The organism is Providencia sp. wls1916 (assembly GCF_009706585.1).
GTDB lineage: Bacteria > Pseudomonadota > Gammaproteobacteria > Enterobacterales > Enterobacteriaceae > Providencia > Providencia lanzhouensis.
In genome coordinates this window covers 195,111-209,541 of sequence record NZ_WLUL01000023.1, presented here as the reverse complement: position 1 = coordinate 209,541, position 14,431 = coordinate 195,111, and the positions used below count along the sequence as shown (strand labels likewise).

Sequence of the window (14,431 nt, the reverse complement as noted above, 5' to 3'; positions counted from 1 at the left end):
AGTAAGGAATGACTATGATCCGCTCTTTATGGATTGCAAAAACAGGGCTTGATGCTCAACAAACTAACCTTGACGTGATTTCCAACAACTTGGCAAACGTCAGCACTAATGGCTTTAAACGCCAACGTGCGGTATTTGAAGATTTACTGTACCAAAACATCCGTCAACCGGGTGCGATGAGTTCAGAACAAACTTCATTACCATCAGGTTTACAAATGGGTACAGGTGCGCGCCCAGTGGCGACCGTACGTATTCATAGCCAAGGTAACTTAAACAAAACTGGCACGACCACGGATATCGCTATCAAAGGTCAAGGCTTTTTACACGTTCAAATGCCAGATGGTACTGATGCTTACACCCGTGATGGTGCTTTGCAGCGTAACCAAGATGGTCAGTTAGTGACATCGAGCGGTTATCAAGTGGTTCCGGCGATCATGATCCCAGAAAACGCCAACAGCTTGAGTATTGCCCGTGATGGTACGGTTTCTGTCACCGTGTATGGGGATAACCAACCACAGCAAATCGGTCAAATCACGTTAACCACCTTTATTAACGATGCTGGCTTAGAAAGCATGGGTGAAAACCTGTATATGGAAACCGCAAGTTCAGGTGCACCGAATGAGAGTGCTCCGGGTACTAATGGCGCAGGGTTGCTGTATCAAGGCATGTTAGAAACCTCAAACGTTAACGTTGCCGAAGAGTTGGTGAACATGATCCAAACTCAACGCGCATACGAAATTAACAGCAAGGCAGTTTCTGCATCAGACCAAATGCTGCAACGTCTGACACAGCTGTAAGTAAGGATGGCAGTTCATGAATAACATTGTGAACTGCCTTTCGTGATGACAAAGGTATCCAGTAGCAAAAGAGTCGCATGATGATTGAAAACGGTATTGTTCCTAAGCGGAAAAAAACAGTGTTACAGACCATAAAATCCGTCTGTTTGGTTGCGGCAGTGGCGGTCACATTAAATGGCTGTGCACATATTAAGCCACGCCCGCTGGTGGACACACAAACCAGTGCAGTACCGACTGCACCCACAGCACCCGCTCCTAACGGTGCTATTTTTCAAAGTGCTCAACCTGCTTACTACGGCTACCAGCCGCTATTTGAAGACAGAAGACCACGTAACGTTGGCGACATCTTAACGATCAACCTACAAGAGAACGTGAGTGCGAGTAAAAACTCGTCGGCAAATGCAAACCGTAGCGGAAAAACCGGATTTTTGGCAGCGATTCTGCCTGGATTTATGCAAGGTTGGTTAGGCGGTAGCAACACAGAAATTGATGTGAAGGGAAACAGCGATTTTAACGGTAAAGGTGGCGCAAATGCCAACAATACCTTTAAAGGCACAATTACAGTGACCGTTGACCAGTTATTAGCAAATGGCAATTTGCATGTCGTGGGTGAAAAACGCATTGCGATTAATCAGGGAACGGAATCTATTCGTTTCTCCGGCGTGGTGAACCCGCGCACGATTGGCGCAGATAACAATGTAAGTTCCACGCAAGTGGCTGATGCTCGGATTGAATACGTTGGTGATGGCTATATTAACGAATCCCAAACAATGGGGTGGTTACAGCGTTTCTTCTTAAATGTATCCCCTTACTAAGTGAATATCCGTCAGCTAATAGCCGAGAAAAATCAATGAAAAACAAATTATTCGTTCTCATTTCATTTGTTTGCCTTTTCGGGAGCCTATTTGTTGCTCCTGCCTACAGCGAACGAATTAAAGATCTCACCACAGTACAAGGGGTGAGAGATAACCCATTAATTGGTTATGGTTTAGTGGTTGGATTGGATGGAACGGGTGACCAAACCATGCAAACGCCCTTTACCACTCAAAGCTTAAATAACATGTTGTCCCAAATGGGCATTACCGTTCCACCAGGCACCAACATGCAGCTGAAAAACGTTGCCGCAGTTATGGTCACGGCGAAGATGCCGCCATTTGGTCGCTCTGGTCAATCGGTGGATGTTGTTGTTTCCTCGATGGGTAACGCAAAAAGCTTACGTGGTGGAACCTTGCTGATGACCCCATTAAAAGGGGTTGATGGGCAAATTTACGCGATGGCGCAAGGTAACGTTTTAGTGGGCGGCGCAGGGGCTAGCGCGGGTGGAAGCAGTGTAAAAGTCAATCAGCTTAATGGTGGGCGTATTACGGATGGTGCAACGATTGAGCGTGAACTGGCCAGTAGCTTTGGGCAAAGTGGTGCTATCAACCTGCAACTTAACGAAGACAGTTTCGCATTAGCGCAAGACATTTCAGATGCGATTAACCGTCTGGGTGGAATGGGTTCAGCACGCGCATTAGATTCACGAACTGTTCAATTACTCGTTCCTGCAAATAATACAGACCAAGTCCGCTTTTTATCACGAGTTCAAGAGCTGAACGTGCGCACACCGATGGCAGAAGCCAAAGTTATCCTGAATTCACGCACCGGCTCTGTGGTGATCAACCGCAGTGTTACCTTAGACAGTTGCGCGGTCGCGCACGGTAGCTTAGCTGTTACGGTTGACCGTCAAACCCAAGTTAACCAACCGAATACGCCATTTGCTGGTGGACAAACGGTGGTCACTCGTAACACAAATATTGGCGTGAAAGAGCAAGGTGGGGCGCTACAGAAAGTGAATGCAAGCGTTCAGCTTAACCAAGTTATCCAAGCGCTCAATACGTTAGGGGCAACGCCAACAGACTTGATGTCTATTCTGCAAGCGATGGAAAGTGCTGGCTGCTTACGTGCGAAATTGGAGATCATCTAATGAGCGATATGCAGTTATTACAAGGGGCTGCGTATGATGTCCAGTCGCTCACCAGTTTAAAAGGCGAATTAAACAAATCGCCAGAACAAGGGCTGCGTCAAGTGACGCAGCAACTGGAAGCGACATTTGTGGAAATGATGCTCAAGAGTATGCGTTCAGCATTACCGCAGGATGGCATGTTTTCCAGTGACCAAACGCGCATGATGACCAGTATGTACGACCAGCAAATTGCCCAAGATCTTGCCCAAAAAGGGCTTGGTTTTGGGGAAATGATGTATCAGCAACTGACCCGTGACCAATCGCCAAGTTCACCTGCACAAGGCGCTTTTATGCCACTCAATGAGCAGGATCTACAATCGTTACCGCCGTTTGCTTTAGAGCAAATGGTACGACGATTCGCTCCTGCCATGGGGGATGCACTGGCATCGCCATTTAAGCAAATCAAATCCTTATCACTCAATAGTAGCAATTTTATCAATCAACTGATTGAGCCTGCTAAAAATGCCAGTGAAAAAAGCGGTATTTCTCATTTCTTAATTCTGGCGCAAGCGGCATTAGAAAGCGGTTGGGGAAAACGCGAAATTTTGACGGCGGAAGGCAAAACCAGCCATAACTTATTCGGTATTAAAGCGGGTAAAAATTGGCAAGGACCGGTCACGAATATTATGACCACGGAAGTGATCAACGGCAAAACTATCAAAATGCGCGATGATTTTCGTGTTTATGGTTCCTATGAAGAGGCGATTTCCGACTATATCAGCCTGTTAACGGAAAATCCTCGCTATAAAGACGTTAAACACGCCGCAACCCCTGAAATTGCCGCACGTCGACTTCATAAAGCGGGGTATGCGACTGACCCTGGATATTCAGACAAGCTGATCACGTTAATTAACCAGATTCGTGGTTCGGGCAGTGTGGCGAATACCTCGGCGTCACGGGCTATTCAAGCTTATAACATCGACTTAAACGATATCTTTTAAAGTGTCGCAATAAATCAAAGTTTGCGCTAAACATTTGCGCCAATTTTCCGATAAATAAATAAGTGAAAAATTTTGAGTGGCTAGCGCTGAGATTGAGTCAGCCAATCAAAGCGCTCAGTCCCAAGAATAGGAAAAGCTTATGCTGAACAATGTAATGAATAATGCGCTCAGTGGTGTGAACGCTGCGCAAGGCGGGTTAAGTGTTATTTCTAACAACTTAGCGAACGCCGGCGTAGGTTACTATCACCGCCAAAGTGCTGTTTTCGGGGAGAATCCCGGTACGATGACACCTAATGGTTATTTTGGTAACGGCACCTATTTCAGCCATGTTCGCCGTGAGTTTGATGAATTTGTTAATGCGCAATATAGCCAATCCCGCGCGCGTAGCGGTGATTTCGAAGCGTATGTGAAAAACTGCAACAAAGTTGATGATTTGCTGACAAACGATGTCGAAGACTTGTCTGGTAGCATCGGAAGCTTCTTTACTGCGCTGGATGCAGCTAGCAGTGATGCGAGCGACAAAACGCTGCTTGATGTTTTCTTAGGTCAATCCAACGCGTTAGTTTCTCAATTCAAAGAAGCTGATAAGCAACTGCAAGAGATGGAACGTGATATCAACCGCCAAATTGAAAATAAGGTGAAAGATATCAACATCTACGCAGAAAAAATTGCGGGATTAAACCAACAAATCGCGCGCGTGCGCTCCGTCAGCGGTTCAGAGCCTAATGACCTGCTGGATGTGCGTGACCGCTTAGTGAATGAAGTTAACTCGCTAGTTGGCGTTAAAGTTATCGAGCAAAATGGTAACTACAACGTGACCTTTGCCAACGGTTTACCGTTAGTCACGGGCGAAAAAGCTAACCGCTTAGAAGCGGTGCCATCTTCAAAAGATGACAGCCGTTTTAGTATTGGTTTTGTGGGTGCGAATGACCAAGTTCGTGAAATCCCTGACGAAGCGTTCAAAGGCGGTGAATTGAGCGGTATTTTGCGTTCACGCCAAGAAGTGCTCGACCCTGCTTATCAAAAAATCAATAAATTAGCGTTAGTTTTCGCGACTAAATTTAATGAAATTCATCAAAAAGGCTTTGATTCTAATGGCGAAACTGGCAAAGACTTTTTCGCGATTGGTAAAGGCTCTGTGGTCAGCAACACCTACAATACCGGCAAAACTGACTTTGACCTGAGTTACAGCGATGTTTCTCAAGTGACGGGCAAAAACTATGAAATGCGTTTTGATGGCGGCAAATGGAATGTGACCCGTTTACCGGATGGCGTTGACGTCAAAGTTGATACTAGCACTCCAGGCTCACTGAAATTTGAAGGTATTGAACTCAAAATCACGACCAATTCTCCTGCACAAGGAGATACTTTCGTCGTTAAACCGATGAATGGCGTGATTAACAGTATGTCAACGCTAGTGACGGATTCTTCGCAGTTTGCAAAAGCCGGCAGCAAAGATGGTGGTCCAGGAGATAACGAAAACATCAAAGAGTTAGTTAAGCTGCAAGATCAAAAACTGATTGATGGTGGCTCGACGTTCTCTGATTTTTACGCAACATTAGTCAATGATGTGGGAAGCCGCACTAAGCAAGCGCAAATTGATTCTGAAACCCAGAATAAAATGACCGAAAGTTTCTATCGCCAAGAGCAAGAAATTTCAGGGGTCAACATGAATGAAGAGAGCATTCAGATGCAAAAAATCCAGCAATTCTTTAATGCTAATGCTCAGGTATTAAAGACGGTTGATGATTTATTCAATGCATTAATGCGTGCGTTCTAATTAATTAAAAATACTGGGTTTTAATCAGAATTTAATAAGGATTTAAGCGATGCGTTTAAGTACCAATATGATTTTCCATCAACGCTTGCAGGACATGAATAGCGCCCAATCTCGTTGGATGGAGGCAGGGAGCCAAATAGCTTCAGGACACCGCGTAAATAAGCCTTCGGATGACCCGCAAGCGTCATCCCAAGCCGTGCGTATTAACCAGTCTGAAAACCGTAACCAGCAGTATGTGACCAGCCGTGGTTTCGCTAAAACTGGTATGACGCTGCAAATGAGTATTCTGACTCAAATGACGGATGTCACGACGCAAATCGATACTACTATCATTCAAGCCTCTAACCAAGGTGCTCTGAGTGATAAAGACCGAAACTCACTGGCTGAGCAACTGACTGGTCTAAAAGATCAATTGGTTGCACTGGGTAACACCACCGACGGTAATGGTCGCTATATTTTTGCAGGTTTTAAATCCGATAAGCCGCCATTTGAAATTGATGCTGACGGTGAGGTGCTGTATCACGGTGGCGATAAGCCTATCACTCAGAACGTTGCGAGTGAGCGTGAAATGACTACCTATTTCACAGGCGCACAAGTGTTTGAAACTGATGGTGCGGGTATGGTCAATGTGTTTAAAGCATTGAACGAAGGCATCAAAGCGCTGGGCATTCCACAAGAAAATGCACCGCAAGCGGATTTAGATAGAGCGCAAGCGGGTATGGACACGGCTAACCGTGGTATCAAAGCGGCATTGGATCAAATTTCCAATATCGAAGCGAAGCAGGGTTTGCAGCTGCAAGAAATTGATAAACTTGATTTCTTAGCGGATACCCGTTCAATCCAGAATTCGGCACGTAAAAGTGAGTTGTTAGAGACTAACTGGACCGCAGCCACAACGGATTATTATAAAGAGAAGGCGATGTTCCAAGCTTCTCAAGATATTTTCAAAGATCTAAACAGCATGTCATTATTTGGTGGCCGTTAATTGATTTTTACCGCACCCTGTAGCAGTGGCATGTGTATCGGGTGCGGGTTTTCTTCTGAGATTATTTTCAATTTTCCCTTCTGATTTTTCTCGCCTAATTTTTTAGCGTTTTAATATTTATATTCCAATCTATATTTCCGCTTTTCTCGTTCGAAATAACAGAGTTTATTTTTCTGTTGTTGGCTTATAGTATTTGTCACGATGAATTTGACCTTTGTTTTTGTTATTTAATAAACAAGCTACTGTTGTTCACTGCTGTGTAGGCAGCTTAGAAACAGAGTAATTGGCTGCGAGAGCGAGAACGGATATTCACTGCCGTACAGGCAGTTTAGGAAAGTCATGCAGCAGCGCAGCTAGACGAGTTAATTTTCACTGCCATACAGGCAGCTTAGATGTATAAATATAAAAAACATGAATAGCGCATCCAGTTAATTACCCGATATAACTTTTTTATATTTATCACCATAGAACGTATTTTATCCCTTACGGAGGATATTCTTGATTTATCCCCTATAAGGGATAATTTTCTTTTATCTCTTGCGGGGATAAAAAATGACTATGTCGGAGGTAAAATGAAAATAACAACTCCCGTTATGCTATCTACTACAATTCGTGAACATCGTAAAAAAAGTAAATTGACTCAGGCAGAAATTGCTGAACTAGTGGGAATTAAGCAGGCCACGGTCTCTGATTTTGAAAGCAAACCGGAGTCAACAAGACTTGGAACGTTATTTAAAATTCTTGCCTCCTTAGAATTGGAGCTTCGTGTCGTAGAGCGAGGTTCAACATTAAGTGAAGACCTAGGCTGGAACAGGGAATGGTAAGTGTCGAGAATTCAAACATTGTTGTTGCTATGAATGGCGACCCTATAGAAATAGGGTAAAACGGACTGAAATTAATATTCCCTCAGTAATTGATGATGAGAAAATTTAATAATTATTAACAGTATGGTTAATGTATAGAAAATAAATATTCTTTGATGAAGAATTAAATGGATTTTAATTTTTATTAAGCTATGAGATTCTGGCTTGGTTCAGTTTTCAACATATTGTTAAAGTTAGAAGATTGAGCAGCATTTTCTTCATAATCTTCAATGATAGTATACATGATTTCTACTAGTGGATTGTCAGGATCATTTTCAATTAAGTGTCCTATTAATTTGATTGTATGCTCGTAATTTTGGCGAGAGTAACGTGTACCAATAACAGGGTAAATTAATTGATTAATAAATATAGTGATTCTATTTAACATCATAAATATGTTCCCTAATTTAATGGTTATATCGGAAAGCGCTAATTTTAAGTGAAATAAATCTAGCAATATTTATTATTTTTTTTCAAACTAAAATTTTAGATTCGTTTTTATATGTAAATTAAAGGTGATTTAATGTTATGTCATTTTAATAAAAATTCAAAATTTATCAAACTAACTAATTATGCTTTATTTCAATATTTTTGGAGGAAGAAATGAAAACGCATGCTGAGTTACATAGTGAATGGATACAAGATCCAGAATATCGCAGAGCTTACGAAATAGAAGAGCGAAGTAATACGTCGGTGGAGATAGTTATATTAGAGCTAGAAGACGAAAATGACTTTTTTGAAAGCTAGTAGATTGAGTAAAATGAATGGCTAACATTAATTGAGTGACCTGCTGCTTAGAAGTCCGTAGGTCATATCAAACCCACAAATTAAACATCAACGACAGCTGCTCAAACGCTTGATGGATCAGGCGTTCTGTATAGCGTGGTAGGATAGAAATAATCAGCCCCAACATACTGATACCGATAGTTAATGTAAGGGGGAAACCTACTACAAACACCGATAACTGCGGCGTCATTCGGTTTAGAATACCGAGGGACAAGTTGAGAATTAAAAACAGCGTAATAAACGGCAGGGCGAGCATTAACCCATTGATAAAAATGGTATTAGCAAATTGCAAAAACACCCAGAAACCATCGCGGTGAAGAGGAGCAGTTTGGATAGGGATCAGCTCAAATGAGTTTGTCAGAATATAAATCAGCCACAAATGCCCATCGAACGACAAAAACAGCAGCAGCGTGATTAAATTTAAAATTCGTCCGAGGATCGGCATATTGGGACCGCCAGTCGGGTCAAAGAACGTCGCGAATGACAATCCCATCTGTAAACCAATCACTTCCCCCGCATGACGTACCGCGGCGAAAGCCATCTGCATGGTTAATCCCATGGCGGCACCAATCACGATTTGTTGTACACACACCCATAATCCCATCGCTGAAAATAGTGGAATGGTTGCGACAGGCAATTGTGGAGAAATGACTAAAACGGTAAAAAAGGCGAGGGCGATGCGCACCTTACTGATAGCTTGTTTTTCATTAAAAAACGGGGCGGTACCAAACAGGGCTAACAGGCGAACAAAAGGATAAAAACCTTGGCTTAACCATAGCGTGAGGGTTTCGCTGGTAATGGTTAACATGATCAGCCAATGATAAACGGTAAGTTACTAAACAATGTGCGGATATAGTCCGTAAGCAGGTTTAGCATCCAAGGTCCCGCGATGATTAATACCGCAATTACCGATAAAATCTTAGGAATAAACGACAATGTCATTTCGTTTACTTGGGTAGCCGCTTGTAGCAGGCTGATAATTAAACCCGCTGCTAGAGCAGCTAACAGCAAAGGCGCCGCCAGCATCAATGCGATTTTCATCGCTTCCGTTCCCATTGCCATTACAGATTCAGGTGTCATATGCGCTCCTAATTAAAAAAGCTTTGGGAAAGGGAACCGAGTAGTAACTGCCAGCCATCGACTAACACAAATAGCATTAGCTTAAACGGCAATGAAACCGTTGCAGGTGGCACCATCATCATCCCCAACGCCATCAATACGCTGGCAACCACTAAGTCGATAATCAAAAATGGGATAAAGATAGTAAAACCAATCTGGAATGCCGTTTTTAGCTCACTGGTAATAAACGCCGGAATTAAAATGCGCATTGGCACATCTTTGGCCTCTTGGATATCACCCACTTTGGCGATACGCGCAAACAGCGCTAAATCAGATTCCCGAGTTTGCCCTAGCATAAAGGTACGCAGTGGCGCAGTGCCTTTTTCTAATGCGGTTTCTAGGCTAATTTCATCTTCGCTAAAAGGTTGATATGCCTCGCGATAAACCTGATCGGCAACCGGGGACATCACAAAGAATGTGAGAAATAAAGCTAAGCCCAATAAGACTTGGTTTGGTGGCGCTGACGGTGTACCTAGGGCGTTACGGAGTAACCCTAATACGATGATAATACGGGTAAAACTGGTCATCATCAGTAACATCGCAGGGATAAAACCCAGCAAGGTTAAAAACAGTAACGTTTGAACGGGCAACGACCAGGATTGACCACCATCGGCCAATGTATGGCTGATCACGGCAGGCAATGCCGCAGAGGCAGATTGTGGCAGAACAAGTAACAGAGCGCTGATAATGACAGCAGGTTTTAAAGGTGACATGGGCGCTTCCGGTTACTGTTTTTCAGGTGCCACAGCGTTAGCAGCATCCTGTTTTTTCTTGAAAATCGACTGAAACGTTAACGGTTCAGAGGCAAAGTTCACAACATCATTTTCTAGTGGTGCAGGGTACTGGTGCAGCAAATTCACGGATTGTGATGTGACGCCCAGCACTAAATATTCGTTATTCACTTCCACCACGACAACGCGCTCTTTGCCACCCAGAGTACAACGACCTTTCACATTAATCAGTTGCTGCTTAACAAGCGGATTACGTCCAAACCCAAATGTCTTAAACAGCCATGCACCCAGTAAGATCAGTAAAATGATCCCGCCAAGTGCCCCTGAAATCTGCGCTAAGCTATCATTTTGGTTGATAGCTTGTGCAGAGTTACCTTCGCTGCTGACGGTGCTGGTCAAAAAAGGCTTTTGAGTGTGCGCCGAATCAATCTGTGAAGCTGGTGTCTGCAAGGATGCCTCGGTTTGCAAAGGTGTGGCTGTTTCGTCAGACATTTTTAACGGCTCAAGCGGCGCATACGTTCTGATGGTGTGATGATGTCAGTGATACGAATACCATAATTGTCAGACACCACGACCACTTCACCTTGGGCAATTAAATAGCCGTTGATCAGGATATCCAATGGTTCACCGGCTAAGCCATCTAAAGAAACCACAGAACCTTGAGACAGGCTCAGCAATTTTTTAATCGTCATCTTGGTGCGACCCAGTTCCACCGATAGGCGAACTGGAATATCCATGATCATATCGACATCAGATAATTGATTTAATGGATTTTGTCCGTCGAAATTATCAAAATTTTGCATACCTGCGGAGGCGGATTCCGCTTGTTTTTGCTGTTCCAGCGCCTCAGCCCACAGATCCTCTTCATTGTGGTTGGTTGATGCATCAAGAGAATTCTTCGCCTCACTCATTGGTACTTTCCTCATCTAGAGTGTTTAAAACAGGATTAATCAAATGTTCCACACGCAGCGCATACTGGCCGTTTTGGGTACCGTATTGACTGGTTAATACTGGCACGCCATCAACATTGACGATAAGACGGTCAGGTTTCTCGATAGGGAGCACATCCCCTTTTTGCAATTGCAGTAAGCGAGAAATACGCAGCGGGATCTCAACCAAATTGGCAATCAGTTCAAGTTCTGAACGTTTTACTTGCGTGACTAAATTGGTTACCCACGCTTCATTTTCTTGATGCCCTTGCTCCATTGGTGGGTTAATTAACCGTTCACGCAATGGTTCAATCATGGCAATAGGAATACAGATACTGAACTCACCGACGGTATTACCAATTTCCACTAAGAACGGGGTTGTCACCACGATATCGTTCGGGGAAGTGGTGATGTTGGTGAATTTAACTTGGATTTCAGAACGCACATACTCGACTTCCACGTCAGCAATTGGCTTCCACGCATCACGGTAAGCGCCTAAAGCCAGCTTCAGCATACGGTTGATAATACGTTGCTCTGTATTGGTAAATTCTTTGCCTTCTGAACGAACAGGGAATCGACCATCTCCCCCAAACAGGTTATCCACGGCGATATACACTAACGCAGGTTCGAAAGTGAACAATGCGGTGCCGCGAAGCGGTGGCATGTGGATCAAGTTTAGGTTGGTTGGAACTGGCAAGTTACGCGCAAATTCATGATAAGGTTCGATTTTGATGGCGCCAACCGTAATATCCGGGCTGCGGCGCAACATGTTAAATAACCCCATACGAAACTGACGGGCAAAACGCTCATTAATAATTTCCAAGGACTGCATACGCTCGCGAAATACCCGACGTTGGGTATTCGGGTCATAAGGGCGAACGTTGTCTTTGCCTTGAAGATCCGTGGATGGCTGCTCGCTTGATGGCGCGTCATCATTGAGTAGCGCATCAATTTCAGCCTGAGATAAAATATTATCGCTCATGGGTCTTATCGCAGAATAAAAGTAGTAAATAACACGTCTGAAATATCCTGATCGGTATCGCCTGGGATCAGGGTAGGGGTGAGTGTCCCCTTAATATCTTTCATTAATTGCAACTTACCCTCGTTAGTGCCCATGTTTTTAGATTGCTGTTCTGACAGCAATAACAGTAGGCGGCTACGCACTTCTGGTAGGTATTCATGAAGTTGCTTACGCGACTTTTCATTCGCTAGACGTAAGGTGATGTGGATATAGAGCACGCGATCTGCCGCATTGTTTACCCCTGGCAGGTTAACGGTAAACGGTTCTAACTCCATAAAAATCGGTTGAGGCATATTGGGGCGTTTTTCTTCCCCATTCGCAGTCTCCTGCGCCTCTTGTTTTGTCGTCCACCAGCTGTAACCACCGAAACCTGCACCGGCTAAGGCGATGAGGGCAAACAGTAAAATTAACCCTTTGTTCGAACGTTTAGATTGATTGCGTGAAGACGACATGTTGCAAAATTCCTGTTGTAAATGCCAAACCCATACGGAGTTTTATACTTTATGATCTCTAGCATTATCCCTAGATTGGGAAGAGTTAAAGGAGTGAAAAACGAAACAAAAAGGCGGTAACTCGACGCTTTAGACCTGAAATTACCGCCATTAGATTATTTCTTAGGCAAAGGTATTAATTCCACCTTGATGTGTTGGCAATTTAACCCCACTCACGCTGGCATGAGATTCACTGATACCAACCGCGCCCATTGTTGGATGGGTTGGCTGAATTTGCCCATCATGTTGGCGAGATTGCTGTTCCGCGTTTGATTGACCGCTAAAATTATCTTGCCCCACAGAGCCTTGCGCTAAATGAATACCACTTTCCTGCAATGCACTGCGCAGGACTGGCATCATGCTTTCCATTGCAGCACGAACATGGCTATGTGGAGAAACAAAGTGCATCACGGCTTGATTATCTTCGATACGTAAATGCACATTTAGGGAACCTAACTCTTCAGGATGTAAGCGAATTTGCGCTTGAGAAACCCCTTGGCGAGAGAAAAACAGCATTTGTTGGCTAAGTTGTTGTTGCCAAGCTTCAGTACCAAATGGCGCAGCAAGGTTCATGGTTGGCGTTGGCATTGCAGGCGTTGCCGTTGGCATTGGTGTGGCAGATGGTGTCGCCATAATACCGGCTACATGCGTTACAGAAGGCGTCGCTGTATTGTTAAATGCGCTGCTTTCAGTTTGAACACTAAAAGCCCCTTTAGCACTGTTTTGAAGATTCTGGGTATTTTCAGCCGTTGCACTGGCGATTTGTGACAATGATTCTGTGCCTGGCGCTTTTTTACCGAGCGACATCGCATCTTGATTCAGATCTTTCGTTGGGATTGTGCGTGGATTATCCAGCGCAAATAGCGCCTGGTCACGACGTTCACCCACTTCTTTTTTGCTCATTAAAGCGAGTGTCGGTTCATCAGCTTCCCCGGCAAGCTGCAATTGTGCTCCAGCCAAGGTTTTATCATCAAATGGCGCCACGTTACGTGCCACATCTGTCAGTTGTTGCAGTGTTTGAGTGAACGGAGTTGCAGAGGGTTTCTCCGCACTGATTTGTGGGTTAGCGGCCGCTTGAATACGCTCATCCATGGCTTGTTTTAATTGGCTAATTAAGGCGTGTTCCTCGCTTTGTTTACCCGTTAATAGCTCCGCTTGTAGTGGTGATTGTGCATTGAGGTCACGGCGGAAATTCAGCTGCGCTAAGGTATTTTCAGCTTGTTGTTTTTGAGTTAACTGATTTTCTGTGGTCGCGATTTTGTCCGTTGCTAATGGCGCGTCAGTGGATTTTTCTGAGGCGGCAGTGGCTGCATCAGATTGTTTTTGCTCACTGATCTGTTGATTCAAAGGCGTTTCGTTAGCAGTGCCATTAAGCGTTGGGGCGCTATCACTATTTTTTTCTGGTAATTGCTGGTTTTCAAGAACTGCCTGAAAGGGTACGGCAGGTGCTTGATTTTCATCAATCTGCTTGTCTCGCGGCTGTTCCTTCGCGGAGTTAGCGGTAGGGGGGACCGGTAACAGGTTTGCATTGACGTCCATTTATTGGGTTCTCCGTAAAGTCGCGCGTTGAGCAAATTCATCCATCTGTTTCTGCTCTAAGCGATTTTGACGTTGGCTTTGAGTGTGTTCTGCACGCTGGATCAAGGTATCGAACGCATTGACGCGTTGCTGTTTTTCTTGCCAATGACGATTGGCGTCACTGACACGTTGTTCCCAGAGCGTTAACTGTTGCTGTTGCTGCTCAATAGTTAGCTCCAAGGTCACAAGAAATTGCTGATAGTTTTGCCATTTGTCCGAGTCCATGCCCGTGTGCAATGTTTGGTTTAATTTCTGCCGATATTCCGACTGATAGTTTTCCAACATGTGCAATTGCTCCGCCATTTGCGTGTGCGTTTGGCGGACTTGAGCAAGGACTTTAGCCGCTTCCTCTGAGGCATCTTCTGCTAAGCTCAGTAAGGTCGCTAATGCATGACTATTGGACAT

General features: G+C 44.3%; 18 protein-coding genes. 8 read left to right on the top strand and 10 right to left on the bottom strand.

Going from position 1 to position 14,431, the window contains the following annotated elements:
* Positions 1 to 14 precede the first annotated feature (14 nt).
* The 7 genes from flgG (at position 15) to GKR61_RS17280 (ending at position 7,332) form a co-directional block, all read left to right on the top strand.
* Positions 15 to 797, top strand: coding sequence for a flagellar basal-body rod protein FlgG (flgG, locus tag GKR61_RS17310; RefSeq protein ID WP_006657513.1), 783 nt, complete (start codon positions 15 to 17; stop codon positions 795 to 797).
* An 80-nt stretch (positions 798 to 877) separates the two neighbouring features.
* Positions 878 to 1,612, top strand: a complete 735-nt coding sequence (locus GKR61_RS17305) for a flagellar basal body L-ring protein FlgH (RefSeq protein ID WP_036951448.1) — start codon at positions 878 to 880, stop codon at positions 1,610 to 1,612.
* A gap of 35 nt (positions 1,613 to 1,647) precedes the next feature.
* On the top strand, positions 1,648 to 2,763 hold the full coding sequence (locus tag GKR61_RS17300; protein WP_036951445.1) for a flagellar basal body P-ring protein FlgI: 1,116 nt from the start codon (positions 1,648 to 1,650) through the stop codon (positions 2,761 to 2,763).
* On the top strand, positions 2,763 to 3,743 hold the full coding sequence (flgJ, locus tag GKR61_RS17295; RefSeq protein ID WP_036951441.1) for a flagellar assembly peptidoglycan hydrolase FlgJ: 981 nt from the start codon (positions 2,763 to 2,765) through the stop codon (positions 3,741 to 3,743). The genes GKR61_RS17300 and flgJ overlap by 1 nt, the downstream gene beginning before the upstream one ends.
* 139 nt (positions 3,744 to 3,882) lie before the next feature.
* On the top strand, positions 3,883 to 5,523 hold the full coding sequence (gene flgK / locus GKR61_RS17290) for a flagellar hook-associated protein FlgK (RefSeq protein WP_036951438.1): 1,641 nt from the start codon (positions 3,883 to 3,885) through the stop codon (positions 5,521 to 5,523).
* Between the two features lie 49 nt (positions 5,524 to 5,572).
* Complete coding sequence (gene flgL, locus GKR61_RS17285) at positions 5,573 to 6,508, top strand: flagellar hook-associated protein FlgL (RefSeq protein ID WP_036951436.1); 936 nt, start codon at positions 5,573 to 5,575, stop codon at positions 6,506 to 6,508.
* Positions 6,509 to 7,080: 572 nt separating this feature from the next.
* The gene (locus tag GKR61_RS17280) at positions 7,081 to 7,332 is read left to right on the top strand and encodes a helix-turn-helix domain-containing protein (protein WP_154600295.1); all 252 of its coding nucleotides are present in this window, start codon (positions 7,081 to 7,083) and stop codon (positions 7,330 to 7,332) included.
* A gap of 184 nt (positions 7,333 to 7,516) precedes the next feature.
* Here the strand turns inward: GKR61_RS17280 and GKR61_RS17275 are convergent, their stop codons facing one another.
* The gene (locus GKR61_RS17275; RefSeq protein ID WP_154600294.1) at positions 7,517 to 7,762 is read right to left on the bottom strand and encodes a hypothetical protein; all 246 of its coding nucleotides are present in this window, start codon (positions 7,760 to 7,762) and stop codon (positions 7,517 to 7,519) included.
* Positions 7,763 to 7,974: 212 nt separating this feature from the next.
* Between GKR61_RS17275 and GKR61_RS18005 the strand changes: the two genes are divergently transcribed.
* Positions 7,975 to 8,118, top strand: coding sequence for a hypothetical protein (locus tag GKR61_RS18005; RefSeq protein ID WP_195848038.1), 144 nt, complete (start codon positions 7,975 to 7,977; stop codon positions 8,116 to 8,118).
* A gap of 67 nt (positions 8,119 to 8,185) precedes the next feature.
* Here the strand turns inward: GKR61_RS18005 and fliR are convergent, their stop codons facing one another.
* The 9 genes from fliR to fliJ all read right to left on the bottom strand — a co-directional run bounded on the left by fliR (position 8,186) and on the right by fliJ (position 14,431).
* Entirely contained in the window at positions 8,186 to 8,965 is a 780-nt protein-coding gene (gene fliR, locus GKR61_RS17270) for a flagellar biosynthetic protein FliR (RefSeq protein WP_036951417.1), read from the bottom strand.
* A gap of 2 nt (positions 8,966 to 8,967) precedes the next feature.
* Entirely contained in the window at positions 8,968 to 9,237 is a 270-nt protein-coding gene (fliQ, locus tag GKR61_RS17265) for a flagellar biosynthesis protein FliQ (RefSeq protein WP_036951410.1), read from the bottom strand.
* Between the two features lie 8 nt (positions 9,238 to 9,245).
* Positions 9,246 to 9,989: a flagellar type III secretion system pore protein FliP gene (gene fliP, locus GKR61_RS17260; RefSeq protein ID WP_154639918.1), complete on the bottom strand. Its 744-nt coding sequence runs from the start codon at positions 9,987 to 9,989 to the stop codon at positions 9,246 to 9,248.
* A 12-nt stretch (positions 9,990 to 10,001) separates the two neighbouring features.
* Positions 10,002 to 10,499, bottom strand: coding sequence for a flagellar biosynthetic protein FliO (gene fliO / locus GKR61_RS17255; protein ID WP_036951402.1), 498 nt, complete (start codon positions 10,497 to 10,499; stop codon positions 10,002 to 10,004).
* 2 nt (positions 10,500 to 10,501) lie between these two features.
* Positions 10,502 to 10,918 (bottom strand): flagellar motor switch protein FliN, encoded by a 417-nt coding sequence (gene fliN, locus GKR61_RS17250; RefSeq protein WP_036951399.1) that lies wholly within the window; start codon positions 10,916 to 10,918, stop codon positions 10,502 to 10,504.
* Positions 10,911 to 11,918, bottom strand: coding sequence for a flagellar motor switch protein FliM (gene fliM / locus GKR61_RS17245; protein ID WP_036951396.1), 1,008 nt, complete (start codon positions 11,916 to 11,918; stop codon positions 10,911 to 10,913). The genes fliN and fliM overlap by 8 nt, the downstream gene beginning before the upstream one ends.
* A gap of 5 nt (positions 11,919 to 11,923) precedes the next feature.
* A complete protein-coding gene (fliL, locus tag GKR61_RS17240) occupies positions 11,924 to 12,409 on the bottom strand; it encodes a flagellar basal body-associated protein FliL (RefSeq protein WP_036951392.1) in 486 nt (161 codons plus the stop codon).
* 162 nt (positions 12,410 to 12,571) lie between these two features.
* Complete coding sequence (locus tag GKR61_RS17235; RefSeq protein WP_036951390.1) at positions 12,572 to 13,987, bottom strand: flagellar hook-length control protein FliK; 1,416 nt, start codon at positions 13,985 to 13,987, stop codon at positions 12,572 to 12,574.
* A complete protein-coding gene (fliJ, locus tag GKR61_RS17230) occupies positions 13,988 to 14,431 on the bottom strand; it encodes a flagellar export protein FliJ (protein WP_036951388.1) in 444 nt (147 codons plus the stop codon).